Origin of the sequence: Pseudomonas putida, from assembly GCF_030159595.1 — a bacterium.
Lineage (GTDB): Bacteria > Pseudomonadota > Gammaproteobacteria > Pseudomonadales > Pseudomonadaceae > Aquipseudomonas > Aquipseudomonas putida_AC.
In genome coordinates, this window is record NZ_BSKJ01000001.1 from 1 (window position 1) to 26,191 (window position 26,191).

The following is a 26,191-nucleotide window of genomic DNA, read 5'->3' on the forward strand; positions in this document are numbered from 1 at the left end:
TGTAAGCGCTGTGAGGCGTTGAGCTAACCAATACTAATTGCCCGTGAGGCTTGACCATATAACACCCAAGCAATTTGCGCCTAAGCCGAATTGTGGTGGTGAAGACGAAAGACCCGAAAATTCGTAAGACCACAAATTCACATATCCGGATTCGCTGGGCTGTCCATCTGGACATTCTGGCTACAGAATTTCTTGACGACCATAGAGCATTGGAACCACCTGATCCCATCCCGAACTCAGCAGTGAAACGATGCATCGCCGATGGTAGTGTGGGGTTTCCCCATGTGAGAGTAGGTCATCGTCAAGATTCATTTCGCAAAACCCCTATCTGCGCATGCAGGTAGGGGTTTTGTCTTTGTGGGTCGGAAAATTTTGGGCCTTCATGATCCCTGTCTGCATGTCGCCTCCCACAATTCGAGCCAGAACACTAGAATAGGCCGACGCACCTATCCAGAAGCGCTATATGCCCAACTCTGTCGAACCCGAAACCCTTGCCCAGTTACCACTGGATGAGCTTGTCGCCTGCCACGAATGCGACCTGCTGCTGCGCAAGCCTGTGCTCCAGCATGATGAAAAAGCCCAATGCCCGCGCTGCGGCTATGAGCTCTACGCTCATCGGCACAATGTCGTCAATCGTAGCCTGGCCTTGGTACTGACCGCCCTGTTGCTGTTCGTCCCGGCAAATTTCCTGCCGATCATGCAGTTGCACCTGCTTGGCCAGACTTCAGACGATACCGTCTGGAGTGGTGTGCTGGGCCTGTACAACTCGGGAATGCGCGGTGTAGCCGTGGTGGTATTGCTCTGCAGCATGGCCATTCCGCTGGCGAAATTGCTTTGCCAGCTGACCGTGCTGTTGAGCATTCGCCTGAACGTCGGGCGGGACTACGGGCTGGTCTTCTATCGCATCTATCACCACCTGCGTGACTGGGGCATGCTCGAGGTCTATTTCATGGGGGTGCTGGTGGCCATCGTCAAGCTGGTGGACCTGGCCGAACTGACGGTGGGCCTGGGGCTGTTCTGCTTCATCAGCCTGTTATTGATCCAGGTGTGGCTCGAGGTGGTGATGTCACCTCACCAGATCTGGAGTGCGCTTTCAGGGGAGGACCTGCATGCGGGCGATTGATGCGGGCATTCTTGTCTGCAATGAATGTCACGAGCTGAACAGGCAGGAGCCAGACAGTACTTCGCAAACCTGCACACGTTGTGGTGCCATCGTGCATGCGCGCCGGCCGAACAGCATCGTGCGTACCTGGGCGCTGCTGATTGCTGCATCGATCCTGTACATCCCGGCCAACATGCTGCCGATCATGACCGTGAGCACTCTCGGTCAGGGTAGCCCTGACACGATCATGTCCGGCGTCATCACCCTGCTCAAGCACGGTATGGTGCCAATTGCGGCTGTGGTGTTCATCGCCAGTATCCTGGTGCCCACGTTCAAGCTGGTGGGTATTGGCTTGCTGTTGTACTCCGTACAGCGCCGGCAGCCCCTTTCAGCCCGGCAACGGATATTGATGTACCGCTTCATCGAATTCATTGGGCGCTGGTCCATGCTGGATATCTTCGTCATTGCCATTCTGGTGGCGGTGGTGAATTTCGGCCGAATAGCCAGTGTCGAAGCCAACCTGGGCGCTGTCGCCTTCGCAACTGTGGTGATCCTGACAATGCTTGCCGCTTTAACTTTCGATCCCCGACTGATTTGGGATAACACGGAGTCGGATGACGACCATGAGTGACCTGCCAACGGCTAAAACCCGCCCAGCCTCGAACTGGTCGGCCATCTGGATCCTGCCTTTGATCGCCTTGATGATCGGTGGCTGGCTCGCGTGGCAAGCCTATCGTGATGCCGGCGTGCACATTGAAGTCCGTTTCGAGTCAGGTGAGGGCATCGTCGCCAACAAGACTGAGGTGATTTACAAAGGCATGCCGGTTGGCAAGGTGGTAAGCCTGGTGCTCGACGCCAAGGGCGACAACCAGGGGGTGATCGCTACCATCGAGATGAACAAGGCCGCCGAACCTCACCTCACCAAAGGCACGCGCTTCTGGCTGGTGAAGCCGAGTGTCAGCCTGGCGGGTATTTCCGGCCTTGAAACACTGGTATCGGGTAACTACATTGCCGTCAGCCCAGGGGAGGGGGAGCGCACCAAGCGCTTTACCGCATTGAAGGTGGCACCTCCGCTCTCGGATACGGAGCCGGGCCTGCATTTGACCCTCAAGGCTGACAGGCTGGGCTCGCTCAACCGTGACAGCCCGGTGTTCTACAAGCAGATCCAGGTTGGCCGGGTAAAAAGCTACCGCCTTTCCGAAGACCAGAGCACTGTCGAGGTCAAAGTCTTTATCGAGCCGGCCTACGCCAGCCTGGTGCGCAAGCACACGCGTTTCTGGAACGCCAGCGGCGTCAGTATCGATGCTTCGCTCTCGGGTGTGAAGGTGCGCAGTGAGTCGCTGTCGAGCATCGTGGCCGGTGGTATTGCCTTTGCCACGCCGGAATACCGCAAGGACAGCCCGCCCACCGACCCGAGTCTGCCGTTCCGCCTGTATGAAGACTTCGATGCAGCCCAGGCCGGTATCCGGGTCAAAGTGAAGCTGAGCGATTATGAAGGCCTGCAGGCGGGCCGCACGCCGGTGATGTACAAGGGCATCCAGGTGGGTTCGCTGAAAGCCCTGAAGATGGAAGACAACCTGGCTAGCGCATCGGCTGAGTTGACGCTGGACCCGCTGACTGAAGACTATCTGGTCGAGGGTACGCAGTTCTGGGTGGTAAAACCGTCGATTTCCCTGGCTGGCATCACCGGCCTGGAAGCGCTGGTCAAAGGTAACTACATTGCTATTCGTCCCGGGGAGAAGGGCGCACGGCCAGAGCGTGAGTTCGAGGCTCGTGCCAAGGCCCCGCCGCTCGACCTCAAGGCGCCCGGCCTGCACATGGTGTTGTTCGCTGACACCCTCGGCTCACTGGAAATCGGCAGCCCGGTAATGTACCGCCAGGTGAAGGTGGGTAGCGTACAGAGCTACCAGTTTGCCCGTAACAGCAACCGCATCCTCATCGGTGTGCATATCGAGAAGGAATACGAGAAGCTGGTCAACGGTTCGTCGCGCTTCTGGAACGTCAGTGGTATCACCCTGACGGGCGGCCTGTCGGGCATCAAGATCAAGAGTGAGTCACTGCAAACGCTGATGGCCGGCGGTATCGCGTTCGACACGCCACGGCCTGATGTGGCGCTTAAACGCCACATCCCGCGCTTCCGCCTGCATGATAGCCAGGAAGCGGTAAACCGCGCGGGTACGTTGATCACCATTCGCGTAGACCGTGCCGATGGACTGAAGCCGGGCACGGCGATCCGCTTCCGTGGCCTGGATGTGGGCAGTATCGAAAGCGTCGACCTCACCGATGACCTGCAGGCGGTGCTTCTGCGCGCCCGCATTACTGAGTCGACGGACCGTATCGCCCGCGTCGGGACGCAGTTCTGGGTGGTCAAGCCAGCTTTGGGTTTGGTGCGCACCGAAAACCTCGATACCCTCGTGGGTGGGCAGTACCTGGAAGTGCAGCCGGCGGCCAAGGATCGTGGTCCGCAGCGCGATTTCATCGCCTTGGCTGATGCCCCACAGGTGGCGGGGCCGGAGGTCGGCTTGCCATTGACGCTCAGTGCGCCACGGCGCGGTTCGATCAAGCCGGGTGTGCCGGTGACCTACCGTGAGGTTGCGGTGGGCAAGGTGACGGGCTTCGAGCTGGGCCAGAATGCCGACCGCGTGCTGATCCATATCCTTATCGAGCCACGCTATGCGGCTTTGGTGCGCAGTGGTAGCCGCTTCTGGAACAGCAGTGGCTTCGGTTTCGACTGGGGGCTGTTCAAGGGGGCTACGGTGCGTACCGAGTCAGTGGAGACCCTGATCGACGGTGGTATCGCGTTCGCTACACCAGATGGCGAGCAAATGGGTAACCCGGCCCGGCCACAGCAGACCTTCGCCTTGTTCGACAAGGCCGAGGATGAATGGCTGCAGTGGGCACCGAAGATTCAGATCGCCAAGTAGATTGCAAAGGGGCCGCTTTGCGGCCCATCGCCGGCAAGCCAACTCCCACAGGAGTACCGCCAGATTCAAGGCTTGCACAGTCCCTGTGGGAGCTGGCTTGCCGGCGATGAGGTCAGATCAGCTTACTTGGGCAGGTCCATCAAATCGCAGGCAACAAAAAGCCGACCCTAGGGTCGGCTTTTCGACTAGCACGTCGCTTAGGCAGCTGCAGCTTCTTTCAGCGCCTTGATGTGGCCATTCAGACGGCCTTTGTGACGAGCAGCCTTGTTCTTGTGGATGATACCCTTGTCGGCCATACGGTCGATTACAGGTACAGCCAGAACGTAAGCGGCTTGCGCTTTTTCGGCGTCTTTTGCGTCGATGGCTTTAACTACATTCTTGATGTAGGTGCGGACCATGGAACGCAGGCTGGCGTTGTGGCTGCGACGCTTCTCAGCCTGTTTTGCACGTTTCTTGGCGGAAGGTGTGTTGGCCACCGTCGAGCTCCTCGAAAGACTTTAGGTAAATAGCAAACAAAATAGGCCGCGAATCATGCCGATCAGTAGACCGGTTGTCAAGGCCACCTGCAAGGTTCCGCCGAGCGGTGCGCCAACAAGCGGGAAAGATTCCTTTCTGCTGCGCGACCTGTACACTCGGGAATTTTTGGCTCCCCTGCGAAGGCGCGGGAGTATCGCACATTCGGACGCTGTCTGGCAGCGTCCTCTGCCCTTGGCGTGAATCTTTTCGATGAACCTGCTCAAATCCCTGGCTGCAGTAAGCTCGATCACCATGATTTCGCGGGTGCTGGGCTTTGTTCGTGACACCATCCTGGCCCGCATCTTTGGTGCCGGCGTTGCCACGGACGCCTTTTTTATCGCGTTCAAACTGCCCAACCTGTTGCGACGCATCTTTGCCGAAGGTGCGTTCTCCCAAGCGTTCGTGCCGATTCTGGCCGAATACAAGACCCAGCAGGGCGAGGAAGCGACGCGCACCTTCATCGCTTATGTCAGTGGTCTGCTGACCCTGGTCCTGGCCCTGGTGACTGCCATTGGCATCCTGGCGGCGCCCTGGGTGGTGTGGGCGACGGCCCCCGGTTTTGTCGACAACGTTGAAAAGTACGAACTGACCACCGCCCTGTTGCGGGTGACCTTTCCTTATATATTGCTGATCTCGCTGTCTTCCCTGGCTGGGGCGATCCTCAATACCTGGAACCGCTTTTCAGTGCCGGCCTTCACGCCGACCCTACTGAACGTGGCGATGATCGCCTTCGCCGTCCTGCTGACGCCGTACTTCAACCCGCCGATCATGGCCCTGGCCTGGGGGGTGTTGGCGGGTGGCCTGGCGCAGTTGCTGTACCAGCTACCCGCGCTGAAGAAGATCGGCATGCTCGTGCTGCCGCGCCTGAGCCTCAAGGATGCGGGGGTGTGGCGAGTACTGAAGCAGATGGTGCCGGCGATCCTTGGGGTGTCGGTGAGCCAGATCTCGCTGATCATCAACACCATCTTCGCTTCCTTCCTGGTAGCGGGCTCGGTGTCGTGGATGTATTACGCCGATCGTCTCATGGAGCTCCCTTCAGGCGTGCTGGGCGTGGCGCTGGGCACCATCCTGTTGCCGACCCTGGCCAAGACCTACGCCAACAAGGACCGCGAGGAGTACTCGCGGATCCTCGACTGGGGCCTGCGCCTTTGCTTCCTGCTGGTGCTGCCCTGCACCTTGGCATTGGCTATTCTTGCCGAGCCGCTGACCGTTGCGCTCTTTCAATATGGCAAGTTCAGTGCGTTTGATGCGGCCATGACCCAGCGGGCACTGATGGCGTATGCCGTAGGCTTGCTGGCGATCATTCTGGTCAAGGTGCTGGCACCTGGCTTCTATGCGCAGCAGAATATCCGCACGCCCGTGAAGATCGCGATTTTCACCCTGGTCTGTACCCAGTTGTTCAACCTCGCCTTGGTCGGTCCGCTTGCGCATGCCGGCCTGGCATTGGCGATCAGCCTTGGTGCCTGCCTGAATGCCGGCTTGCTGTTCTGGAAGCTGCGCAGTCAGCAGTTGTTCGAGCCGCAGCCAGGCTGGGCAGTGTTCCTGCTCAAGCTTGTTTTGGCCGTGGCGCTGATGTCGGCAGTACTGTTGGCGGGCATGCACTATATGCCGGCCTGGGAGCAGGGCATCATGCTGGAGCGCTTCCTGCGGCTTGGGGCGCTGATCCTGGCGGGTGTCGTGACGTATTTCGGTTGCCTGTACCTGTGCGGCTTCCGGCCCCGGCATTTCGCCCGCAAGGCCCTGCACTAAGGCTTCGGGCGGGTCAGACGTCGGTTTTTCGCATTCCACGCCGCCCTTGGGCGCTGCTGCCTGTCACCAGCGCCCGGGTGTGGTTATAATCGGCCACTTTATGAGCAAGAAGCGCGTTATGCAGCTGGTTCGAGGTCTTCACAACCTGCGCCCCGAGCACCGGGGCTGTGTCGCCACCATTGGCAACTTCGACGGGGTTCACCGCGGCCACCAGGCAATCCTGGCGCGCCTGCGCGAGCGCGGCCAGGCCTTGGGCCTGCCGACCTGCGTGGTGATCTTCGAACCGCAACCACGCGAGTACTTCGCCCCCGATACCGCACCGGCGCGCCTGGCCCGCCTGCGCGACAAGGTCGAGTTGCTGGCCGCCGAAGGCATCGACCGGGTACTGTGCCTGGCATTCAACCAGCGGCTGAGCAAGCTCAGCGCCGATGCCTTCGTCAAGGCCATCCTGGTTGACGGCTTGGGCGTGCGCCACCTCGAAGTGGGCGACGACTTCCGCTTCGGCTGCGACCGGGCCGGCGACTTCGCCTTCCTGGTCGAGGCCGGCAAGCAGTACGGCTTCACCGTCGAGGCCGCCAACACGGTGATCCAGGACGGCCTGCGCGTCAGCAGCACCGAAGTGCGCAAGGCCCTGTCCGAAGGTAACTTCGAGCTGGCCGAGCACCTGCTGGGCCGCCCGTACAGCATCACCGGCCGTGTGCTGCATGGCCAGAAGCTGGCCCGCCAGCTCGGCACACCTACCGCCAACATCCAGCTCAAGCGCCGCCGCGTACCGCTGTCCGGGGTCTACCTGGCCAGCATCGAGATCGACGGCAAGGCCTGGCCGGGTGTCGGCAATATCGGCGTGCGTCCCACCGTTGCCGGTGATGGGCGCCCGCACCTGGAGATTCATCTTCTGGATTTTGCCGGCGACCTGTATGGCCGGCGTCTGACGGTGGAGTTCCACCACAAGCTGCGTGAAGAGCAGCGATTCGCCTCCCTGGAGGCGCTGAAGTCGGCGATCGATGCGGATATCGCCGCCGCACGTGCACATTGGCACGCTCAACCGCTAACGAAGAGCCTGAAATGACCGACTACAAAGCCACGCTTAACCTTCCGGACACCGCCTTCCCCATGAAGGCCGGCCTGCCTCAGCGCGAACCGCAGATCCTGCAGCGCTGGGACAGCATTGGCCTGTACCAGAAGCTGCGCGAAATTGGCAAGGATCGTCCCAAGTTCGTCCTGCACGACGGCCCGCCCTATGCCAACGGCAAGATTCACATCGGTCATGCGCTGAACAAGATCCTCAAGGACATGATCGTCCGTTCCAAGACCCTGGCCGGCTTCGACGCGCCGTATGTCCCGGGCTGGGACTGCCATGGCCTGCCGATCGAGCACAAGGTCGAGGTCACCCACGGCAAGCACCTGTCTGCCGACCGCACCCGCGAGCTGTGCCGCGAGTATGCCGCCGAGCAGATCGAAGGGCAGAAGACCGAGTTCATCCGCTTGGGCGTGCTGGGTGACTGGGACAACCCGTACAAGACCATGAACTTCGCCAACGAGGCCGGCGAAATCCGTGCCTTGGCCGAAATGGTCAAGCAAGGCTTCGTGTTCAAGGGCCTCAAGCCTGTGAACTGGTGCTTCGATTGCGGTTCGGCTTTGGCTGAAGCGGAAGTCGAGTACGCCGACAAGAAATCCCAGACCATCGACGTGGCCTTCCCGGTCGCCGATGAGGCCAAGCTGGCCACTGCTTTTGGCCTGGCCTCGCTGGCCAAGCCTGCCGCCATCGTAATCTGGACCACCACCCCGTGGACCATCCCGGCCAACCAGGCGCTGAACATCCACCCGGAGTTCAAGTACGCCCTGGTCGATACTGGCGAGCGCCTGCTGGTGCTGGCTGAAGAGCTGGTCGAGTCGTGCCTCAAACGCTACAACCTGGAAGGCTCGGTCATCGCCACGGCCCAGGGTTCGGCCCTGGAGCTGGTCAACTTCCGTCACCCATTCTACGACCGCCTGTCGCCAGTGTACCTGGCCGACTACGTCGAACTGGGCGCCGGTACCGGTGTGGTGCACTCCGCGCCTGCCTACGGTGAAGACGACTTTGTGACCTGCAAACGCTACGGCATGGTCAACGACGACATCCTCACCCCGGTGCAAAGCAACGGCGTGTACGTCGAGTCGCTGCCCTTCTTCGGCGGCCAGTTCATCTGGAAGGCCAACCCGGCCATCGTTGAGAAGTTGAGCGAAGTCGGCGCGCTGATGCACACCGAAACCATCAGCCACAGCTACATGCACTGCTGGCGCCACAAAACCCCGCTGATCTACCGCGCCACCGCGCAGTGGTTCGTGGGCATGGACAAGCAGCCTTCCACTGGCGAGCCGCTGCGTGAGCGCGCGCTGAAAGCCATCGAAGAGACCAAGTTCGTGCCGGCCTGGGGCCAGGCGCGCCTGCACTCGATGATCGCCAACCGCCCGGACTGGTGCATCTCGCGTCAGCGCAACTGGGGCGTGCCGATCCCGTTCTTCCTGCACAAGCAGACTGGCGAGCTGCACCCGCGCACCGTCGAGTTGATGGAAGCGGTGGCCAAGCGCGTCGAACAGGAAGGCATCGAAGCCTGGTTCAAGCTGGATGCCGCCGAGCTGCTGGGCGCTGAAGCCGACCAGTACGACAAGATCGCCGACACCCTCGACGTGTGGTTCGACTCGGGCACCACCCACTGGCATGTACTGCGTGGCTCGCACGATATCGGCCACGCCACCGGCCCACGCGCTGACCTGTACCTGGAAGGTTCCGACCAGCACCGCGGCTGGTTCCACTCTTCCTTGCTGACCGGTTGCGCCATCGACAACCATGCGCCGTACCGCGAGCTGCTGACCCACGGCTTCACCGTGGACGAAAACGGCCGCAAGATGTCCAAGTCGCTGGGTAACACCATCGAGCCGGAGAAGGTCAACAACACCCTGGGTGCCGACATCCTGCGCCTGTGGGTTTCCGCTACCGACTATTCGGGTGAAATGGCGGTTTCCGAGCAGATCCTGCAGCGTAGCGCCGACGCCTACCGCCGTATCCGCAATACCGCACGCTTCCTGCTGTCCAACCTGTCCGGCTTCGACCCGGCCCGCGACCTGCTGGCCCCGGAAGACATGCTGGCACTGGACCGCTGGGCCGTGGACCGTACCCTGCTGCTGCAACGCGAGCTGGAAGAGCACTACAGCGAGTACCGTTTCTGGAACGTCTACTCCAAAGTGCACAACTTCTGCGTGCAGGAGCTGGGCGGCTTCTACCTCGACATCATCAAGGACCGCCAGTACACCACCGGCGCCAACAGTGTCGCCCGCCGTTCCTGCCAGACCGCGCTGTACCACATCAGCGAAGCGCTGGTGCGCTGGATCGCGCCGATCCTGGCGTTCACCGCAGACGAAATCTGGCAGTACCTGCCGGGCGAGCGCAACGAGTCGGTGATGCTCAACGGCTGGTACCAGGGCTTGAGCGAGCTGCCGGAAGGCACCGAGCTGGACCGCGCCTACTGGGACCGCGTGATGGCGGTGAAGGCATCGGTCAACAAGGAGCTGGAAAACCAGCGTACCGCCAAGGTCATCGGCGGCAACCTGCAGGCCGAAGTCACCCTGTACGCCGACGAAGGCCTGAGCGCCGACCTGGGCAAGCTGGGCGACGAGCTGCGCTTCGTGCTGATCACCTCGGCTGCCAGCGTGGTGCCGTTCGTGCAGGCGCCGGCTGATGCCGTGGCCACCGAAGTCGAAGGCCTCAAACTGAAAGTGGTCAAGTCCGGCCACGCCAAGTGCGGCCGTTGCTGGCACTTCCGCGCCGACGTCGGCAGCCACCCGGAGCACCCGGAAATCTGCAACCGTTGCGTCGACAACCTGACCGGCTCGGGCGAGGTGCGTCACTATGCCTAACCCGGCAGTGGGGCGCTTCGGGCGCCTTGCATGGCTTTGGCTGAGCGTGCTGGTCCTGGTCGTCGACCAGGCCACCAAGCTGTATTTCAACAACGCCCTGACCATGTACCAGCAGATTGTCGTCATCCCTGACTACTTCAGCTGGACCTTGGCCTACAACACCGGCGCAGCCTTCAGCTTCCTGGCTGATGGTGCTGGCTGGCAGCGCTGGCTGTTTGCCCTGATCGCTGTGGTGGTCAGTGCCGTACTGGTGGTGTGGCTCAAGCGCCTGGGGCGCAACGAGACCTGGCTGGCCGTGGCGCTGGCGCTGGTGCTGGGTGGCGCCATTGGCAACCTGTACGATCGCATCGTGCTGGGCCATGTGGTCGACTTCATCCTGGTGCACTGGCAGAACCGCCATTACTTCCCGGCCTTCAACGTGGCCGACAGCGCCATCACCGTTGGTGCGGTGATGCTGGCGCTGGATATGTTCAAGAGCAAGAAGTCCGAGGATCCGGTCCATGACTGACACCCGTATCGGCCAGAACACCGAAGTCACCCTGCACTTCGCGCTGCACCTGGAAAACGGCGACACCGTCGACAGCACGTTCGACAAAGCCCCGGCCACCTTCAAGGTTGGTGATGGCAACTTGTTGCCGGGTTTCGAAAGCGCGCTGTTCGGCTTCAAGGGCGGTGACAAGCGTACTGTGGTAGTGGCCCCGGAGAACGCCTTCGGCCAGCCCAACCCGCAAAACGTGCAAGTCATGCCGCGGTCCAATTTCGAAGGCATGGAGCTGTCCGAAGGGCTGCTGATCATCTTCAACGACGCCGCCAACACCGAGCTGCCGGGTGTGGTCAAAGCGTTCGATGACGACCAGGTGACCATCGACTTCAATCACCCACTGGCTGGCAAGACCCTGACCTTCGAGGTGGAGATCCTCGAGGTGAAGGCCCTGTAAGCCTGGAGCCGAGCATGCAAATCAAACTCGCCAACCCTCGCGGCTTCTGCGCGGGGGTCGACCGGGCGATCGAGATCGTCAACCGCGCGCTGGAAGTCTTCGGCCCGCCGATCTATGTGCGTCACGAAGTGGTGCACAACAAGTTCGTGGTGGAAGACCTGCGCAACCGCGGTGCCATCTTCGTCGAAGAGCTGGACCAGGTGCCGGACGATGTCATCGTCATCTTCAGTGCCCATGGTGTTTCCCAGGCCGTGCGCCAGGAAGCCGCGGGGCGTGGCCTGAAAGTGTTTGATGCCACCTGCCCGCTGGTGACCAAGGTGCATATCGAGGTAGCCAAGTACAGCCGCGACGGCCGTGAGTGCATTCTCATTGGCCACGAAGGGCACCCGGAAGTTGAAGGCACCATGGGCCAGTACGACGCCAGCAACGGTGGTTCCATCTACCTCGTCGAAGACGAAGAGGATGTTGCCAAGTTGCAGGTGCGTGATCCGGATCACTTGGCTTTCGTGACCCAGACCACGCTGTCGATGGATGACACCAGCCGCGTCATCGACGCCCTGCGTGCACGCTTCCCGAACATCGGCGGCCCGCGCAAGGACGACATCTGCTACGCCACCCAGAACCGCCAGGACGCCGTGAAGCAACTGGCCGGTGAGTGCGACGTGGTGTTGGTGGTGGGCAGCCCGAACAGCTCCAACTCCAATCGCCTGCGTGAGCTGGCCGAGCGCATGGGCACCCCGGCCTACCTGATCGACGGTGCCGAGGACCTGCAACGGGGCTGGTTCGACCAGGCGGCACGCATTGGCATCACCGCTGGCGCTTCGGCCCCCGAAGTGCTGGTGCGTGGCGTGATCGAGCAGCTCAAGGCCTGGGGCGCTACTGGCGCTGAAGAGCTGGATGGGCGGGAAGAGAACATCACCTTCTCGATGCCTAAAGAGCTGCGGGTTCGTTCGCTGATCTGACTTGAGCCTGTACTGGCCCCATCGCCGGCAAGGTCGAATCAAGGCTTTCAGGTTGCACATCGGTTGTTGTTGCGGTCCTCTGTAAGCACATTCACTCTTCCCGACGATGCCATCACCACTTGATGGCGACTGCTGGCAGATGAGCGCTCGCACACTTCCAGCGTTACTGAAAGCCAACCGTTATTCAGGTTCATCGGCACTCCCTGCGCACTAAACTTGAATTGCTCACCTTTATTGCTGGCAATTTTCAACGGCCGTGCCAGCCGCTGCTCGCGCAGCACCTGCTGGTTATGCTCCAGCATCACCCGCCAACCTTTCCCCCAATTACCGTCCAACGCCTGCACCAGCACCGGCTGGCTTTGCAGCATGGCATGGCTGCGCGCACTGCGCAGCGCCTGGGCCAAATCACGGGCCGCCGCCGCCCGGTGTAGGTCGTCGCTCATCCTGGCGTAGGCCGGTACGCCGAGCTGTGTCAGCAAGACAGCCACGGCCAAAGCCGACAACATTTGAATCAGTGTTACACCTCGTTGCTTCACCGTGCATTCCTCCCTGGAAGTGCTTGGCTATAGCTTCACGTTCGCTGGCCAAGCGGTCTAGTCGGCCAGGTTCAAGGCTATTGCAGGAAAAGTCGCAGGAGGTGCAGGGATGCACGCAAGACAACGGGGCATGACGCTCCTGGAAGTGTTGTTGGCCGTGGTGGTTGTGGCTGTGGGCATGTTCGCAACAACAGCGATGCAGTTGCAGGCATTGCAGGCTACGGACAGTGCTCGTCGTGATGGGCAGGCCGCGATGGCGACACACAGCGAGCATGAGCGGAGGCGGCGATGAGGTGTCGCCAACGCGGGTTTGGCTTGCTTGAGGTGGTGATGGCGCTGGCCATTGGGTTAATGCTGCTGGCGGCGGCCAGCCAGCTCTTCGCATCGGCTCGCCAGACCTGGCGCCTGCAAAGTACAGCGGTGCGCATGCAGGGTGAGGCGCGGTTTGCATTGCTGCGCATGGCGCAGGATATCCGCATGGCCGGGATGTTTGGTTGTCTACACCTGGCAGCGCAACCTGCCTTTGACCGGCCATTTGAGGTCGGCCCGTCAAGCTTGAGTTTGATGGTCGCTGAGTTGCCAGGGCATGCGGGCGACCCGGACTGGACCGTGGTAACAAACTGCCTCAACGAGGTAAAGGTTCACAAGGGCCGAGCGCAAGGTAGCGAAACGCAAATGACTGTCCCAGTCAGCCGCCACGACTATGTACACAGCGGCACCACGCTTTACTTCAAGCGACGCGGTAACAATCAACCGCTGGTCGAGCATGTGCGGGAATTGCGAGTGACGCATGTGCCAGGGGAGCGGGTTGATCTTCAACTGACGCTGTATGAACCCATCCTTCAGCTTGAGCAGCAGCACGCGCTGAGCGTAGCAATCCGCAACTCGGTGCCCACCTCATGAGGCGCCAGCGCGGGGTGGTTCTTCTGATGGCCTTGGTCCTGAGCATGCTGTTAGGTCTGCTTGCTGCATCCGCCCTGCGCGACGCGCTAGTGGAAACGCGAATGGCCGGTTACCTGAGCGATGGCCTGCAAGCGTTCGAAGAAGCCGAGGCCGCCTTACTGGCAGGGGCTCGCGAACTTGAGCGGTCACCTCCCGACCTATGTGGCGCGTGTTTGCCACCAGCCCGACCGCACGATCTGGTTGGGCAGTGGCAGGGCACACAAAGCGGTTACTTCCATTTACAGAATCTGGGTACGAGCACTTGTGCTGCGCATATGCCTGACCAGCAACTGGTTACGCTGTTCCGGGTAACCGGCGTCAGCAAGCAAGCTTCGTCACGGCAGGTACTGGAAGCCGTCTACGCCGTAGCCGACGACACCGTCCAACGCATCACCTGGCGCCAAAGACTGAGAGGAGACTGACATGCAGCAAGGCTTGAGCCTGATCGAGTTGTTGATTGTGCTGGCCGTGACCGGCATTCTGGCAGCCATTGCCTACCCCAGTTACAGCGACCAGCTTCGGCGAGCCGCACGCAGCGAAGTGGTTGGCCTGCTGCACGATGCCGCCCTGCGCCTGGAGCGCCACCGTGTACGCACCGGCCAATACGCCGAGGGCGACCCGGCCTTGCCCGACGGTACCCGCTATTACAGCCTGCAGGCCCAGCGCGACAGCGACACCTTCACGCTGCGCGCCCGGCGGCTATCCCATGGGCTGATGGCGCAGGATGGCTGTGGCGACTTCCAGCTCGACCAGGCCGGCGTGCGCAGTAATCCTGGTGCGGCTGGTGGCAGCGAGCACTGCTGGGGAAGCTGAAGGTTGAATGGTGCCCGGTGCATCGAGGTTTTACTTCAGGTGTTGGATCGACAGATGAGCAAGCAAGTAGTGGTGGTCGGCGGCGGGGTGATCGGCCTGCTGACGGCGTTCAATCTGGCGGCGAAGGTCGGCCAGGTGGTGGTGTGTGATCAGGGCGAGGTGGGGCGTGAGTCGTCGTGGGCGGGTGGTGGCATTGTTTCGCCGCTGTACCCGTGGCGCTATAGCCCGGCAGTGACCGCCTTGGCGCACTGGTCGCAGGACTTTTACCCACAGCTGGGCGAGCGTTTGTTCGCCAGCACCGGCGTCGACCCCGAAGTGCACACCACCGGCCTGTACTGGCTGGACCTGGATGACGAAGCCGAAGCGTTGGCCTGGGCCGAGCGTGAACAGCGGCCACTGAGTGCCGTGGATATCTCGGCAGCCTACGACGCGGTGCCGGTGCTGGGCCCAGGCTTCAAGCGGGCAATCTACATGGCTGGTGTGGCCAACGTACGCAACCCGCGCCTGGTGAAATCGCTTAAGGCGGCGTTGCTGGCGTTGCCCAATGTGACCTTGCGTGAGCACTGTCAGATCACAGGTTTCGTGCAGCAAGACGGGCGCGTGACCGGTGTGCAGACCGCAGACGGCGTGCTGGCGGCGGATGAAGTGGTGCTCAGCGCTGGCGCCTGGAGTGGCGACCTGCTGCGAACCCTTGGCCTTGAGTTGCCGGTAGAGCCGGTGAAGGGTCAGATGATCCTGTTCAAGTGCGCTGAGGACTTCTTGCCAAGCATGGTGCTGGCCAAGGGGCGCTATGCGATCCCGCGGCGGGATGGGCACATTCTGGTGGGGAGTACGTTGGAACATGCCGGATATGACAAGACCCCGACCGGAGATGCGCTGGAAAGCCTGAAGGCATCGGCGGTGGAGTTGCTGCCCGGGCTTGAAGGGGCCACGGTGGTGGGGCACTGGGCTGGGCTGCGGCCGGGCTCGCCCGAGGGCATTCCCTACATTGGGCCGGTGCCAGGGCACGAGGGGTTGTGGCTGAACTGCGGGCACTACCGCAACGGGCTGGTGCTGGCGCCGGCCTCCTGCCAGCTGTTTACCGACTTGCTGACCGGGGCCGAGCCAATCATTGACCCGGCGCCGTATGCACCAGCAACGCGGTTGACCTGATAGCACGCGATCCCTTGTAGGAGCGGCCTTGCGGCCCTTTCGCGACGCAAGGCCGCTCCTACAAAGGCTTTGTGTTCAGCCCTGGCGGCCTGGGCCCTGCTGCAGGTGCGCCTGGCTGCAATACCACTCATTACCCTGTTGCAGCGCGCGGTCGTTGGGCAGGTGCACGCCGCAGTGGGCGCAGCGCACCATTTGCAGGGGGGCATCCAGCTTCGCCTCGGGGTGCGACTGCTGGCTGACTTTGAACTTGCGCCACAGCCAGAACGCGGCGGCGATCAGGGCGATCCAGAAAAGTAGGCGAACCATGGTGTCCAGCTTGTTGGTTGAAGAAGCAGACAGTCTAGGACGCGGCCATAAAAAAAGGGAGGCCCAAGGCCTCCCTTTCATTTACCGCTGTGGGTCAGTCGAACAGACCAAAGGTCATGTAGCTGAACCAGGAACGGTCTTTCTCGGCTTCTTTCGGGCCTTCCGGCACGATCGGATCGCCATTTTCGTCTTTCGGCAGCAACTCTTGCGGCATCTCGTCACGCGCGTCCTGGAACTGCTTGACCACGTCCTGGTTGGCGCGGGTTTCGCCCGGCGGCAGCGGAGTCTCGGTTTCGATCAGGCCCAGGGTGGCCTTGGACAGCCAGCCGCGGCCGTCAGACTCGGTCTGCTTGGGCTGGAACTCGCCATCGACCAGGCTCGGGTGGTCCGGGTAGTTGAGCTTGAGGGTTTCCAGGCTGCTGGCGGCCAGCTCGTCCAGGTGCATCTTCTGGTACGACTCGACCATTACCGCCAGGCCGTCGCCGACCGAGGGGGTTTCCTGGAAGTTTTCTACCACATAGCGGCCACGGTTGGCGGCAGCCACATAAGCCTGGCGGCTCAGGTAGTAGTCAGCCACATGGATTTCATACGAGGCCAGCAGGTTGCGCAGGTAGATCATGCGCTGCTTGGCGTCGGGTGCGTAGCGGCTGTTGGGGAAGCGGCTGGTCAGTTGGGCGAACTCGTTGTACGAGTCGCGGGCGGCACCCGGGTCACGCTTGGTCATGTCCAGCGGCAGGAAGCGCGCCAGCAGGCCACGGTCCTGGTCGAACGAGGTCAGGCCTTTCAGGTAGTAGGCGTAGTCGACGTTCGGGTGCTGCGGGTGCAGGCGGATGAAGCGCTCGGCAGCCGACTTGGCAGCCTCTGGCTCGGAGTTCTTGTAGTTGGCGTAGATCAGCTCGAGTTGCGCCTGGTCGGCATAGCGGCCGAACGGGTAGCGCGATTCCAGTGCCTTGAGCTTGTTCACGGCGCTGGTGTAGCTGGAATTGTCCAAGTCAGCTTGCGCCTGCTGGTACAGCTCGGCCTCGCTGAGGTTCTCGTCAATGACTTCTTTATTGGAAGAACAGGCCGCGGTGAGCCCGAGGATGGCGATCAGCAGCAGGTGTTTCACTCGCATGGCGGCTTGCGTCCCTTTGACGGCCGCTGTCTTGGGCGGTGCCGTCCTGTTATGATGAGCGCCCCGGCCAACCCCGGGACAAAAGAAGCCGTATTTAACCACAAGCTCGCAGCCGAAACCAAAGGCTGTGCGCCCGCCGAATCGAGCATGTCCGAGATCATTCAACTTAGCGCAGAGGTACCGTCCGATCTGGGCGGTCAACGCCTCGACCAGGTCGCCGCCCAATTGTTCGCCGAGTACTCGCGTTCGCGGCTTACTACGTGGATCAAAGAGGGCCGCCTGACGGTCGATGGCGCTGTCGTGCGCCCTCGAGACACCGTCTATGGTGGTTCCCTGCTGGCCCTGGAGGCCGAGCAAGAGGCCCAGGGTGAGTGGGTCGCGGAAGACATCGAGCTGGATATCGTCTACGAAGACGACCACATCATGGTGATCAACAAGCCTGCCGGGCTGGTTGTGCACCCGGCCGCCGGTCATGCCAGCGGTACCCTGCTCAATGCGCTGCTGCACCACATGCCAGACATCATCAACGTACCGCGTGCCGGTATCGTTCATCGCCTGGACAAAGACACCACGGGCCTGATGGTGGTGGCCAAGACCTTGCAGGCGCAGACCAAGCTGGTTGAGCAGATGCAAGCCCGCAAAGTCAGCCGCATCTATGAGTGCATCGTGATTGGCGTGGTGACCTCAGGTGGCAAGATCGATGCCCCGATCGGCCGCCACGGCGGTATGCGCCAGCGCATGGCAGTCACCGACGGCGGCAAGCCGGCGGTCAGCCACTACCGCGTACTCAAGCGTTTCCGCTCGCACACCCATGTGCGGGTCAAGCTGGAAACCGGCCGTACCCACCAGATCCGCGTGCACATGGCCCACGTTGGCTTCCCGCTGGTCGGCGACCAGACGTACGGTGGGCGCTTCCGCATTCCGCCGGCAGCCAGCCCCACCATGGTCGAGGCGGTGAAAACCTTCCCGCGCCAGGCGCTGCACGCGCGTTTCCTTGCGTTGGCCCACCCGATTACGGGTGAAGTCATGAAGTGGGAATCGCCACTGCCGGATGACTTCCTCTGGTTGCTGACGCTGCTGAACGAAGACCGCGAGAGCTTTATCGGATGAGTGGCCTGACGCAGTCGCTGCTGTTTCCCGACTGGCCGGCCCCGGCCTCGGTTCGCGCCTGTGTCACCACCCGTCAGGGCGGCGTCAGCCTGCCGCCTTACGAAACCTTCAACCTTGGCGACCATGTAGGGGACGACCCTGCCGCAGTCGCCGAGAACCGCTGCCGGCTGAGCGACGCGTTCGCCATCCAGCCGGCCTGGCTCAAGCAGGTGCATGGCCTGGTGGTGGCGGATGCCGACCCGGCCGTGGTGGCCGAGGCCGACGCCAGCTGGACCGACCAGCCAGGCATTGCCTGCACCGTGATGACTGCCGATTGCCTGCCTGCGCTGTTCTGCGACCGGGCGGGGACTCGCGTGGCAGCGGCGCATGCTGGCTGGCGCGGGTTGGCTGGTGGCGTGCTGGAAGCCACGCTGGACCGCCTGGCGCTGCCGCCGGAAGAGGTGCTGGTGTGGTTGGGGCCGGCCATCGGCCCGCAGGCTTTCGAAGTGGGGCTGGAAGTGCGTGATGCCTTTACCGCCGTGCACCCGCAAGCTGCTCGGGCATTTGTCGATGGTGAACGGCCAGGCAAGCTGATGGCGGATATCTACGAGCTGGCGCGCATTCGCCTGGCTGCCCGAGGCGTAACTGCCGTGTATGGCGGCGGCTTGTGCACGGTCAGTGATGCGCGGTTCTTCTCCTATCGCCGTACCCCGCAGGGTGGGCGGTTTGCTTCGATGGTCTGGCTGGATCCTCGCTAGCCTGCACTGGCCTCTTCGCGGGCACGCCCGCGAATGCCCCGGCACTCATCCAACAGGTTGACCCCGGTCAACCCCGCTACGCTTGAATCTTCCAGAATCAGCCTTATCTATAAGGTCATCTCAGGCAGGTTTCTTCATAAACAGGCGCTGTCCATCGCTCCGACCTGCCCTTTAAAGGAAGGTACACCATGCGAATAGACCGTTTGACCAGCAAGCTGCAACTTGCAATATCCGATGCCCAGTCCCTGGCCGTTGGCATGGACCACCCAGCCATCGAGCCCGTGCACCTGTTGCAGGCACTGCTCGAGCAGCAGGGCGGCTCCATCAAGCCTCTGCTGATGCAGGTTGGCTTCGACATCAACAGCCTGCGCCAGGCACTGGTGAAAGAACTCGACCAGTTGCCGAAAATCCAGAACCCTACCGGCGACGTGAACATGTCGCAGGACTTGGCGCGCCTGCTCAACCAGGCCGACCGCCTGGCCCAGCAGAAGGGCGACCAGTTCATTTCCAGCGAGCTGGTGCTGCTGGCCGCCATGGACGAGAACAGCAAGCTCGGCAAACTGCTGCTGAGCCAGGGTGTGACCAAGAAGGCCTTGGAAAACGCCATCAACAACCTGCGCGGCGGCGCGGCAGTGAATGACCCCAACGCCGAGGAATCGCGCCAGGCGCTGGACAAGTACACCGTCGACCTGACCAAGCGTGCCGAAGAGGGCAAGCTGGACCCGGTGATCGGCCGTGACGACGAAATCCGCCGTACTGTGCAGGTGCTGCAACGTCGTACCAAGAACAACCCGGTGCTGATCGGCGAACCTGGCGTGGGTAAAACCGCCATCGCCGAAGGCCTGGCCCAGCGCATCATCAACGGTGAAGTGCCCGATGGCCTCAAAGGCAAGCGCCTGCTGGCGCTGGACATGGGGGCGCTGATTGCCGGTGCCAAGTACCGTGGCGAGTTCGAAGAGCGCCTGAAGTCGCTGCTCAACGAACTGTCCAAGCAGGAAGGCCAGATCATCCTGTTCATCGACGAACTGCACACCATGGTCGGCGCCGGCAAAGGCGAGGGCGCCATGGACGCCGGCAACATGCTCAAGCCGGCCCTGGCCCGAGGCGAGCTGCACTGTGTAGGCGCCACCACGCTGAACGAGTACCGCCAGTTCATCGAAAAGGACGCCGCCCTGGAGCGCCGCTTCCAGAAGGTGCTGGTAGAAGAGCCGAGCGAAGAAGACACCATCGCCATCCTGCGTGGCCTGAAAGAGCGCTATGAAGTGCACCACAAGGTGGCCATCACCGATGGCGCCATCATCGCTGCGGCCAAGCTCAGCCACCGCTACATCACCGACCGTCAGCTGCCGGACAAGGCCATCGACCTGATTGACGAAGCGGCCAGCCGCATCCGCATGGAGATCGACTCCAAGCCGGAAGTGTTGGACCGCCTTGATCGCCGCCTGATCCAGTTGAAGGTGGAGTCGCAGGCGCTGAAGAAGGAAGAAGATGAAGCGGCCAAAAAACGCCTGGAGAAACTGACCGAAGAAATCGAGCGGCTGGAGCGAGAGTATTCCGACCTGGAAGAAATCTGGGCCTCGGAGAAGGCCGAAGTGCAGGGCTCTGCGCAGATCCAGCAAAAGATCGAGCAAGCCCGCCAGGAACTGGAAGCCGCCCGTCGCAAAGGCGACCTCAGCCGCATGGCCGAGCTGCAGTATGGGGTAATCCCGGACCTGGAGCGCAGCCTGCAGATGGTCGACCAGCACGGCAAGACCGAGAACCAGTTGCTGCGCAACAAGGTGACCGAGGAAGAAATTGCCGAAGTGGTGTCGAAGTGGACCGGTATTCCGGTGGCCAAGATGCTCGAAGGCGAGCGCGAGAAGCTGCTGAAGATGGAAGAGCTGCTGCACCAGCGCGTGATCGGCCAGGGCGAGGCGGTAACCGCCGTGGCCAACGCCGTGCGCCGCTCGCGTGCCGGGTTGTCCGACCCGAACCGGCCAAGTGGTTCGTTCCTGTTCCTCGGCCCGACCGGCGTGGGCAAGACCGAGCTGTGCAAGGCGCTGGCCGAGTTCCTGTTCGACACCGAAGAGGCAATGGTGCGCATCGACATGTCCGAGTTCATGGAAAAACACTCCGTGGCTCGCCTGATCGGCGCACCACCAGGGTATGTAGGGTATGAAGAGGGCGGTTACCTGACCGAGGCCGTACGGCGCAAGCCTTACTCGGTGGTGCTGCTGGACGAGGTGGAGAAGGCCCACCCGGATGTGTTCAACGTGCTGTTGCAGGTGCTGGAAGACGGCCGCCTGACTGACAGCCACGGGCGCACCGTGGACTTCCGCAACACCGTGATCGTGATGACCTCCAACCTGGGCTCGGCGCAGATCCAGGAGCTGGTGGGTGACCGCGAGGCGCAACGTGCGGCAGTGATGGATGCGGTGGGTGCGCACTTCCGTCCGGAGTTCATCAACCGTATCGACGAAGTGGTGGTGTTCGAGCCACTGGGCCGCGAGCAGATTGCCGGCATTACCGAAATCCAGCTGGGCCGCCTGCGCAGCCGCTTGCTGGAGCGCGAACTGTCGCTGAGCCTGAGCCCGGAGGCGTTGGACAAGCTGATTGCCGTGGGTTACGACCCGGTGTACGGCGCACGGCCACTGAAGCGGGCGATTCAGCGTTGGATCGAAAACCCGCTGGCGCAGCTGATCTTGGCTGGCAAGTTCTTGCCGGGTTCGGCGATCACCGCCAAGGTGGAGGGCGACGAAATCGTCTTCGGCTGATTTGCTTCACCATGAGCCCCGCGTCTGCGGGGCTTTTTTTGCCTGTTAACCTGTGCTGGCCCCAGCAAAACCGGGGCTTCCCGGCCTTCCTGGATAACATGCTGAAATTTTTGAAATTTTTGCTTGCATCAAAATTCGAGTGACCCTAATATACGCCGCGTTGTCAGGCACTAAGCGAATCACCAGCAACACCGGTGACCGCAAAACAACTTACAAATCAGTAAGTTGAATGAAAAAAAGTGGTTGACAAGCAAAACGAAGAATGTAGAATAGCCGGCCTCAGCAGCGACAACGCGAAAGCGAAGAAGCTAAAGAGTCCGAAGCGAACACAGTCTTCGGAGTTGTACCGAAGTTCAGTTCCGCGATAGCTCAGTCGGTAGAGCAAATGACTGTTAATCATTGGGTCCCTGGTTCGAGTCCAGGTCGCGGAGCCAATCTCGGGGTGTAGCGCAGTCCGGTAGCGCGCCTGCTTTGGGAGCAGGATGTCAGGAGTTCGAATCCCCTCACCCCGACCATTTTTGGGTCGTTAGCTCAGTTGGTAGAGCAGTTGGCTTTTAACCAATTGGTCGTAGGTTCGAATCCTACACGACCCACCATGTAAAGAAGGGCATCTCAAAGAGATGCCCTTTTTTTTGAAAGACCCGGGGTGTAGCGCAGTCCGGTAGCGCGCCTGCTTTGGGAGCAGGATGTCAGGAGTTCGAATCCCCTCACCCCGACCATTTTTGGGTCGTTAGCTCAGTTGGTAGAGCAGTTGGCTTTTAACCAATTGGTCGTAGGTTCGAATCCTACACGACCCACCATGAACAAAGGGCATCTCGAAAGAGATGCCCTTTTTCTTTGCCTCGCCAAAAGCGTTGAAGCAACCGCCGGCAGTCGCGCAAAAAGAAGGGCCGCATCAGCGACCCTTGGCTTTCAATCAGTGCAGCTTCAGGCGCGGCTCAGTGCCCCGGCCAATCTTGCTCCCCAGCATCATCAACGCCGTACGGAAGAACCCGTACAACGCCATCTGGTGCATGCGGTACAGCGACACATAGAACATCCGCGCCAGCCAGCCTTCCAGCTTCACGCTGCCCATCAGATTACCCATCAGGTTGCCCACCGCCGAGAAGCGCGACAGCGATACCAGCGAACCGTAGTCCTTGTACGCGTAGGTCGGCAGCGTCTTGTTCTCCAGCCGCGCCTTCAGGCTTTGCGCCAGCATCGAGGCCTGCTGGTGCGCAGCCTGGGCGCGTGGCGGCACATTGCGGTCGCTACCCGGTTGCGGGCAAGCGGCGCAGTCACCGAAGGCGAAGATGTTGTCGTCGCGGGTGGTTTGCAGGGTAGGGCGCACGACCAGCTGGTTGATGCGGTTGGTTTCCAGGCCATCAATGTCTTTCAGGAAGCCCGGTGCACGGATACCGGCCGCCCAGACCTTCAGGCTGGCCTGAATCACTTCACCGTCCTTGGTTTTCAGGCCATCCTCGGTCACTTCGCTGACCGCAGCGTTGGTCATCACCTTCACCCCGAGTTTTTCCAGGGTCTTGTGCACCGGTACGCTGATGCGCTCCGGCAGCGCCGGCAGCACGCGTGGGCCTGCCTCGATGATGGTGATGTGCATGTCTTTGGGCTGAATGCGGTCCAGGCCATAGGCCGCCAGTTCGTGGGCGGCGTGGTGCAGCTCGGCCGCCAGCTCCACACCGGTGGCACCGGCGCCGACGATGGCGACGCTGATCTGCTCGCTGGCCACGTCGCCGGCGTGGGCGCGCAGGTAGTGGTTGAGCAACTGCTGGTGGAAGCGCTCGGCCTGCTTGCGCGTGTCGAGGAACAGGCAATGCTGCGCCGCGCCCAAGGTGCCGAAGTCGTTGGTGTTGGAACCCACGGCAATGACCAGGGTGTCGTAGCCCAGGGTGCGTGCAGGCAGCAGCTCGCGGCCCTCATCATCGAGGGTGGCGGCCAGTTGAATCTGCTTGCCTTCACGGTCCAGGCCGCTCATGCGCCCCAGCTGGAAGTTGAAGTGGTTCCACTTGGCCTGGGCCACGTAGTTCAGTTCGTCTTCCGAGGAGTTCAGCGAGCCGGCAGCCACTTCGTGCAGCAGTGGCTTCCAGATGTGCGTGAGGTTGGCGTCGACCAGGGTAATCTCGGCCTGCTTGCGCTTGCCCAGGCTTTTACCCAGGCGGGTCGCCAGTTCCAGGCCGCCGGCGCCGCCGCCGACAATCACGATGCGATGAGTCATGGGGATATCTCATAAGGTTTACGGAATTCTGGGCCCTGAGGGCCGGCCGCAAACTGCACGAGGGGAGGGCGAGCGCGAAGCAGCTCATAGCACCAGTCCACTCAGCAGGCGGCTGATGAGACCCAACCCGATGGTCACGGCCACCACCAGCACAAGGAGCAGCCACGGCCGGAAAGGCCTGCGCTCGACTTGGTGCTGGGGGGCTCGCAGATACTCATCGACACGACGCTGATCTTCCGGATTCAGGCGGCTGGTCATGGTGGGCCTCGTCAGGTAGACGTTTGTGACTGCGCAAACGCTACAGCGTTCGCGCAAGGGCTTGAAACAAATGATAATGCTTTCTATCCCTGGCGCCGAGTGTACGCCATCGCAAAGACTCGGTGCAGTGGATCAAAGACTGATGCCCACGTCGAAGACGATGCTGCGGCCCAGGTTGCCGCGCAGAAAGTCCGGCGCGTCGGGGTGGGCGAACAGCACCCGGGCAAAGGTCGGCCCCACCAGCGACAACGACCGCCAGCCCTGGCGCAGGTATTCGGTGGGCGGCGGGAAGTGGGTGTTGAGGTCGAGCACTTCGCGCTTGAGGCTGGCGAAGGCGATGATGTCCAGCTCGTTCAGCTCCAGCCCGCGTTCCTGGTAGTTGTGCGCCTTCTTGCGCAAGGTTGGCGCCAGGCGCCCCAGCAGCTCGGTGGCACTGATGCGCCGTGGGCGGGCTTCACGGCGTACCAGTTGCGCCAGGGAAAACGCACTGCGCCGGCGTTGCAGCTCTTCGCGCCATTCATCGTTCAGTCGGCGGCCCTCGTCGAGTACGAAAAACACCTCGAAGGCCGCGTCGCGAAACAGCACGTCTGGCGGCTCTTGGCCGGCCGGGGTGAAGTCCTCGCTGCGGTAGGGAATGTTCAGCCCCTGCAACAGTCGCTGGCACACCCAACGCTCCCGCTCCCACTTGCGGGCGTTGGAGAGAAAGGCATTGGCTTGTTCGGCCTGGATGGTAAGCAGGCGCAGGTAGTCTGAGTCATCCATGCAGACAAGCTTAGCCGCTAATCGATGACGGTAAGATGCTGTTTAAGCGCGGGAATCAGCTCAGCACCGGCCACTGCTGCACCAGCCCGACCAGGTGCACTAGGCCGAAGCCCAGGCAGATCAGCGAACTGACCACGATAAAGCGCTGCGAACGCCCCGTGCCCGCCAGCAATTTTGGCCCCAGCAGGCCGCGCACCAGGTACACCAAGGTGATCAGGCAGATGGCCGGCAGCAGCAACGGCAGCCGCCCGATTGCCCCGGCAGCCGACAGCGCATAGGCCGACCAGGCCAGCAACACGCAGGCGATGGCAGCGGTGATCAGCCCCGGGTACCAGCGGCCCTTTTCGGCGGCCACGGCCATGCGTTCGCCGGCCCCGAACAAACGGTACCAGCGCGGGCCGACGGCGATGATGGCCAGGTGAAGCACGCCGATGATGGCGTTGAGTGCCGCTGCCAGCAGCAGGGCGAGGTTGATTCCTTCCGGCATGGCCAATGCTTCCTGCATCGAATGAGGGCGTCAGCCTACCGCAGCCGAAGGAAAGGGAGAATGGGTGTAGACTCGGTTTTATCCACAGGGCGGCAAGGGGTATTACTCAGGTGATCAGCGCGCAGGTGTTGTCCGGTATCACCCTTACCCTTGGCTGGCTGGGTTATGTGCCGTTACTGATCTGGGCGGTCAGCCAGCTGCGCTGGGTGGAGCTGTTTACCGACCGCCGCCGCCAGCACCTGTTGTTTGGCACCGTGTTTTGCCTGTTTGCCTTGTGGTTGGTCAGGCGCGATTTCGATACCGGGGTGTCATACCACTTCATCGGCATGACGGCGGTCACCCTGTTGCTGGACTGGCCGCTGGCGGTGCTGGGCGGATTCATGGCCCAGCTTGGTTTGCTGGCACTGGGGCGTCAGGACCTGGCGGCGCTGGGGGTGAATGGCTTGTTGCTGATTGGCTTGCCGGTGCTGATTACCGAGGCGTGCGCGATCGTGGTCGAGCGGGCGCAGCCGCGAAACCTGTTCGTTTATATTTTTTGTTCGGGGTTCTTTCCTGCGGCGCTGACCGTGCTTGTTTGCGTGCCTGCGGCGCTAGGGGTGTTGTGGCTGGACGGGCGTTTCGCCATGCCGGAGTGGCTCAGCGACTTTGTGGGTTACCTGTGGCTGATGATGTTCCCCGAGGCGTTCATCAACGGCATGGTGATCAGTGCACTGGTGGTGTTTTGCCCGGAGTGGCTGGAAACGTTCAACCGCACGCGGTACTTGCAGGCGCCGTGGAAGGAAGATGATCGGTAAATGTGTGGTGGCTGTGCCGGCCCTTTCGCGGGTAAACCCGCTCCCACAGGTACTGCGCAGCACTCAGGGGTTGCACTTTCTCTGTGGGAGCGGGTTTACCCGCGAAGAGGCCAGCCCAGCCACCTTG

Annotated in this window: 26 protein-coding genes, 5 tRNA genes and 1 rRNA gene; 24 read left to right on the plus strand and 8 right to left on the minus strand. The window is 61.7% G+C overall.

What is annotated here, in order from left to right; translation table 11 throughout:
* Positions 1-191: 191 nt before the first annotated feature.
* The 4 genes from rrf to QQL85_RS00020 all read left to right on the plus strand — a co-directional run bounded on the left by rrf (position 192) and on the right by QQL85_RS00020 (position 4,026).
* A 5S ribosomal RNA gene (gene rrf / locus QQL85_RS00005) occupies positions 192-307 on the plus strand.
* 156 nt (positions 308-463) lie between these two features.
* Positions 464-1,123, plus strand: a complete 660-nt coding sequence (locus QQL85_RS00010; RefSeq protein ID WP_284356377.1) for a paraquat-inducible protein A — start codon at positions 464-466, stop codon at positions 1,121-1,123.
* Positions 1,110-1,733 (plus strand): paraquat-inducible protein A, encoded by a 624-nt coding sequence (locus QQL85_RS00015; RefSeq protein ID WP_060501363.1) that lies wholly within the window; start codon positions 1,110-1,112, stop codon positions 1,731-1,733. The genes QQL85_RS00010 and QQL85_RS00015 overlap by 14 nt, the downstream gene beginning before the upstream one ends.
* The gene (locus QQL85_RS00020) at positions 1,726-4,026 is read left to right on the plus strand and encodes a PqiB family protein (RefSeq protein WP_284356376.1); all 2,301 of its coding nucleotides are present in this window, start codon (positions 1,726-1,728) and stop codon (positions 4,024-4,026) included. Before QQL85_RS00015 ends, QQL85_RS00020 begins: the two co-directional genes overlap by 8 nt.
* Before the next feature lie 197 nt (positions 4,027-4,223).
* Here QQL85_RS00020 and rpsT read toward each other — a convergent pair whose 3' ends face one another.
* Positions 4,224-4,502 carry a 30S ribosomal protein S20 gene (gene rpsT / locus QQL85_RS00025; RefSeq protein ID WP_003247625.1) on the minus strand — a complete coding sequence of 93 codons (279 nt, stop codon included), beginning with the start codon at positions 4,500-4,502 and terminating at the stop codon, positions 4,224-4,226.
* Between the two features lie 250 nt (positions 4,503-4,752).
* Here rpsT and murJ point away from each other — a divergent pair, with 250 nt between their 5' ends.
* From murJ to ispH, 6 genes are all read left to right on the plus strand, one after another.
* A complete protein-coding gene (gene murJ / locus QQL85_RS00030) occupies positions 4,753-6,291 on the plus strand; it encodes a murein biosynthesis integral membrane protein MurJ (RefSeq protein ID WP_284356375.1) in 1,539 nt (512 codons plus the stop codon).
* A 118-nt stretch (positions 6,292-6,409) separates the two neighbouring features.
* On the plus strand, positions 6,410-7,360 hold the full coding sequence (ribF, locus tag QQL85_RS00035) for a bifunctional riboflavin kinase/FAD synthetase (RefSeq protein ID WP_284356374.1): 951 nt from the start codon (positions 6,410-6,412) through the stop codon (positions 7,358-7,360).
* Entirely contained in the window at positions 7,357-10,188 is a 2,832-nt protein-coding gene (gene ileS, locus QQL85_RS00040; protein ID WP_284356373.1) for an isoleucine--tRNA ligase, read from the plus strand. Before ribF ends, ileS begins: the two co-directional genes overlap by 4 nt.
* Complete coding sequence (lspA, locus tag QQL85_RS00045; protein ID WP_284356372.1) at positions 10,181-10,696, plus strand: signal peptidase II; 516 nt, start codon at positions 10,181-10,183, stop codon at positions 10,694-10,696. The genes ileS and lspA overlap by 8 nt, the downstream gene beginning before the upstream one ends.
* Complete coding sequence (fkpB, locus tag QQL85_RS00050; RefSeq protein WP_284356371.1) at positions 10,689-11,126, plus strand: FKBP-type peptidyl-prolyl cis-trans isomerase; 438 nt, start codon at positions 10,689-10,691, stop codon at positions 11,124-11,126. Before lspA ends, fkpB begins: the two co-directional genes overlap by 8 nt.
* A 14-nt stretch (positions 11,127-11,140) precedes the next feature.
* Positions 11,141-12,088, plus strand: coding sequence for a 4-hydroxy-3-methylbut-2-enyl diphosphate reductase (gene ispH, locus QQL85_RS00055; RefSeq protein WP_284356370.1), 948 nt, complete (start codon positions 11,141-11,143; stop codon positions 12,086-12,088).
* 47 nt (positions 12,089-12,135) lie between these two features.
* Here the strand turns inward: ispH and QQL85_RS00060 are convergent, their stop codons facing one another.
* Positions 12,136-12,624 carry a GspH/FimT family pseudopilin gene (locus tag QQL85_RS00060; protein ID WP_284356369.1) on the minus strand — a complete coding sequence of 163 codons (489 nt, stop codon included), beginning with the start codon at positions 12,622-12,624 and terminating at the stop codon, positions 12,136-12,138.
* A 109-nt stretch (positions 12,625-12,733) separates the two neighbouring features.
* Here QQL85_RS00060 and QQL85_RS00065 point away from each other — a divergent pair, with 109 nt between their 5' ends.
* Genes QQL85_RS00065 through thiO form a run of 5 tightly spaced genes read left to right on the plus strand, consistent with a single transcriptional unit; the run spans position 12,734 to position 15,531 of the window.
* Positions 12,734-12,916, plus strand: coding sequence for a prepilin-type N-terminal cleavage/methylation domain-containing protein (locus QQL85_RS00065; protein WP_284356368.1), 183 nt, complete (start codon positions 12,734-12,736; stop codon positions 12,914-12,916).
* Entirely contained in the window at positions 12,913-13,527 is a 615-nt protein-coding gene (locus QQL85_RS00070; protein WP_284356367.1) for a PilW family protein, read from the plus strand. Before QQL85_RS00065 ends, QQL85_RS00070 begins: the two co-directional genes overlap by 4 nt.
* Complete coding sequence (locus tag QQL85_RS00075) at positions 13,524-13,988, plus strand: hypothetical protein (protein ID WP_284356366.1); 465 nt, start codon at positions 13,524-13,526, stop codon at positions 13,986-13,988. Before QQL85_RS00070 ends, QQL85_RS00075 begins: the two co-directional genes overlap by 4 nt.
* Before the next feature lies 1 nt (position 13,989).
* Positions 13,990-14,379, plus strand: coding sequence for a type IV pilin protein (locus QQL85_RS00080; RefSeq protein WP_284356365.1), 390 nt, complete (start codon positions 13,990-13,992; stop codon positions 14,377-14,379).
* Between the two features lie 54 nt (positions 14,380-14,433).
* Positions 14,434-15,531 (plus strand): glycine oxidase ThiO, encoded by a 1,098-nt coding sequence (gene thiO, locus QQL85_RS00085; RefSeq protein ID WP_284356364.1) that lies wholly within the window; start codon positions 14,434-14,436, stop codon positions 15,529-15,531.
* Positions 15,532-15,606: 75 nt separating this feature from the next.
* Here thiO and QQL85_RS00090 read toward each other — a convergent pair whose 3' ends face one another.
* Together QQL85_RS00090 and QQL85_RS00095 are read right to left on the minus strand one after the other, a co-directional pair.
* Positions 15,607-15,837, minus strand: coding sequence for a PP0621 family protein (locus tag QQL85_RS00090; protein ID WP_056795253.1), 231 nt, complete (start codon positions 15,835-15,837; stop codon positions 15,607-15,609).
* 94 nt (positions 15,838-15,931) lie between these two features.
* Complete coding sequence (locus tag QQL85_RS00095) at positions 15,932-16,951, minus strand: outer membrane protein assembly factor BamD (RefSeq protein ID WP_284356363.1); 1,020 nt, start codon at positions 16,949-16,951, stop codon at positions 15,932-15,934.
* A 147-nt stretch (positions 16,952-17,098) separates the two neighbouring features.
* Here QQL85_RS00095 and rluD point away from each other — a divergent pair, with 147 nt between their 5' ends.
* From rluD to QQL85_RS00135, 8 genes are all read left to right on the plus strand, one after another.
* On the plus strand, positions 17,099-18,061 hold the full coding sequence (rluD, locus tag QQL85_RS00100; protein WP_284356362.1) for a 23S rRNA pseudouridine(1911/1915/1917) synthase RluD: 963 nt from the start codon (positions 17,099-17,101) through the stop codon (positions 18,059-18,061).
* Entirely contained in the window at positions 18,058-18,798 is a 741-nt protein-coding gene (gene pgeF / locus QQL85_RS00105; RefSeq protein WP_284356361.1) for a peptidoglycan editing factor PgeF, read from the plus strand. Before rluD ends, pgeF begins: the two co-directional genes overlap by 4 nt.
* A gap of 188 nt (positions 18,799-18,986) precedes the next feature.
* Positions 18,987-21,551, plus strand: coding sequence for an ATP-dependent chaperone ClpB (clpB, locus tag QQL85_RS00110; protein WP_284356360.1), 2,565 nt, complete (start codon positions 18,987-18,989; stop codon positions 21,549-21,551).
* Positions 21,552-21,909: 358 nt separating this feature from the next.
* A tRNA-Asn gene (locus tag QQL85_RS00115) sits at positions 21,910-21,985 on the plus strand.
* 4 nt (positions 21,986-21,989) lie between these two features.
* Positions 21,990-22,066, plus strand: a tRNA-Pro gene (locus QQL85_RS00120).
* A gap of 5 nt (positions 22,067-22,071) precedes the next feature.
* A tRNA-Lys gene (locus QQL85_RS00125) sits at positions 22,072-22,147 on the plus strand.
* A gap of 46 nt (positions 22,148-22,193) precedes the next feature.
* A tRNA-Pro gene (locus QQL85_RS00130) sits at positions 22,194-22,270 on the plus strand.
* Positions 22,271-22,275: 5 nt separating this feature from the next.
* Positions 22,276-22,351, plus strand: a tRNA-Lys gene (locus QQL85_RS00135).
* Positions 22,352-22,467: 116 nt separating this feature from the next.
* On the opposite strand, the gene QQL85_RS00140 is transcribed toward QQL85_RS00135, so the two are convergent.
* From QQL85_RS00140 to QQL85_RS00155, 4 genes are all read right to left on the minus strand, one after another.
* Positions 22,468-23,763 carry an NAD(P)/FAD-dependent oxidoreductase gene (locus QQL85_RS00140; protein WP_284356359.1) on the minus strand — a complete coding sequence of 432 codons (1,296 nt, stop codon included), beginning with the start codon at positions 23,761-23,763 and terminating at the stop codon, positions 22,468-22,470.
* A gap of 84 nt (positions 23,764-23,847) precedes the next feature.
* Positions 23,848-24,021 (minus strand): DUF3094 family protein, encoded by a 174-nt coding sequence (locus QQL85_RS00145; RefSeq protein ID WP_013970765.1) that lies wholly within the window; start codon positions 24,019-24,021, stop codon positions 23,848-23,850.
* Between the two features lie 132 nt (positions 24,022-24,153).
* A complete protein-coding gene (locus QQL85_RS00150; RefSeq protein WP_284356358.1) occupies positions 24,154-24,783 on the minus strand; it encodes a DUF1780 domain-containing protein in 630 nt (209 codons plus the stop codon).
* 55 nt (positions 24,784-24,838) lie between these two features.
* Positions 24,839-25,270: a hypothetical protein gene (locus tag QQL85_RS00155; RefSeq protein WP_284356357.1), complete on the minus strand. Its 432-nt coding sequence runs from the start codon at positions 25,268-25,270 to the stop codon at positions 24,839-24,841.
* A gap of 110 nt (positions 25,271-25,380) precedes the next feature.
* On the opposite strand from QQL85_RS00155, the gene QQL85_RS00160 reads away from it, so the two are divergent.
* The gene (locus QQL85_RS00160) at positions 25,381-26,064 is read left to right on the plus strand and encodes an energy-coupling factor ABC transporter permease (protein ID WP_284356356.1); all 684 of its coding nucleotides are present in this window, start codon (positions 25,381-25,383) and stop codon (positions 26,062-26,064) included.
* Positions 26,065-26,191: the final 127 nt, after the last annotated feature.

What these genes read in the sequence shown, in the direction of transcription:
- QQL85_RS00020 (WP_284356376.1), top strand. Translation starts at nt 1,726, where the DNA reads ATGAGTGACCTGCCAACGGCTAAAACCCGCCCAGCCTCGAACTGGTCG.
- QQL85_RS00090 (WP_056795253.1), bottom strand. Translation starts at nt 15,837, where the DNA reads ATGGTTCGCCTACTTTTCTGGATCGCCCTGATCGCCGCCGCGTTCTGG.
- QQL85_RS00150 (WP_284356358.1), bottom strand. Translation starts at nt 24,783, where the DNA reads ATGGATGACTCAGACTACCTGCGCCTGCTTACCATCCAGGCCGAACAA.
- QQL85_RS00065 (WP_284356368.1), top strand. Translation starts at nt 12,734, where the DNA reads ATGCACGCAAGACAACGGGGCATGACGCTCCTGGAAGTGTTGTTGGCC.
- QQL85_RS00155 (WP_284356357.1), bottom strand. Translation starts at nt 25,270, where the DNA reads ATGCCGGAAGGAATCAACCTCGCCCTGCTGCTGGCAGCGGCACTCAAC.
- QQL85_RS00070 (WP_284356367.1), top strand. Translation starts at nt 12,913, where the DNA reads ATGAGGTGTCGCCAACGCGGGTTTGGCTTGCTTGAGGTGGTGATGGCG.
- clpB (WP_284356360.1), top strand. Translation starts at nt 18,987, where the DNA reads ATGCGAATAGACCGTTTGACCAGCAAGCTGCAACTTGCAATATCCGAT.
- QQL85_RS00075 (WP_284356366.1), top strand. Translation starts at nt 13,524, where the DNA reads ATGAGGCGCCAGCGCGGGGTGGTTCTTCTGATGGCCTTGGTCCTGAGC.
- ribF (WP_284356374.1), top strand. Translation starts at nt 6,410, where the DNA reads ATGCAGCTGGTTCGAGGTCTTCACAACCTGCGCCCCGAGCACCGGGGC.
- ileS (WP_284356373.1), top strand. Translation starts at nt 7,357, where the DNA reads ATGACCGACTACAAAGCCACGCTTAACCTTCCGGACACCGCCTTCCCC.
- ispH (WP_284356370.1), top strand. Translation starts at nt 11,141, where the DNA reads ATGCAAATCAAACTCGCCAACCCTCGCGGCTTCTGCGCGGGGGTCGAC.
- thiO (WP_284356364.1), top strand. Translation starts at nt 14,434, where the DNA reads ATGAGCAAGCAAGTAGTGGTGGTCGGCGGCGGGGTGATCGGCCTGCTG.
- pgeF (WP_284356361.1), top strand. Translation starts at nt 18,058, where the DNA reads ATGAGTGGCCTGACGCAGTCGCTGCTGTTTCCCGACTGGCCGGCCCCG.
- QQL85_RS00145 (WP_013970765.1), bottom strand. Translation starts at nt 24,021, where the DNA reads ATGACCAGCCGCCTGAATCCGGAAGATCAGCGTCGTGTCGATGAGTAT.
- QQL85_RS00015 (WP_060501363.1), top strand. Translation starts at nt 1,110, where the DNA reads ATGCGGGCGATTGATGCGGGCATTCTTGTCTGCAATGAATGTCACGAG.
- murJ (WP_284356375.1), top strand. Translation starts at nt 4,753, where the DNA reads ATGAACCTGCTCAAATCCCTGGCTGCAGTAAGCTCGATCACCATGATT.
- QQL85_RS00095 (WP_284356363.1), bottom strand. Translation starts at nt 16,951, where the DNA reads ATGCGAGTGAAACACCTGCTGCTGATCGCCATCCTCGGGCTCACCGCG.
- QQL85_RS00140 (WP_284356359.1), bottom strand. Translation starts at nt 23,763, where the DNA reads ATGACTCATCGCATCGTGATTGTCGGCGGCGGCGCCGGCGGCCTGGAA.
- QQL85_RS00010 (WP_284356377.1), top strand. Translation starts at nt 464, where the DNA reads ATGCCCAACTCTGTCGAACCCGAAACCCTTGCCCAGTTACCACTGGAT.
- lspA (WP_284356372.1), top strand. Translation starts at nt 10,181, where the DNA reads ATGCCTAACCCGGCAGTGGGGCGCTTCGGGCGCCTTGCATGGCTTTGG.
- fkpB (WP_284356371.1), top strand. Translation starts at nt 10,689, where the DNA reads ATGACTGACACCCGTATCGGCCAGAACACCGAAGTCACCCTGCACTTC.
- QQL85_RS00080 (WP_284356365.1), top strand. Translation starts at nt 13,990, where the DNA reads ATGCAGCAAGGCTTGAGCCTGATCGAGTTGTTGATTGTGCTGGCCGTG.
- rluD (WP_284356362.1), top strand. Translation starts at nt 17,099, where the DNA reads ATGTCCGAGATCATTCAACTTAGCGCAGAGGTACCGTCCGATCTGGGC.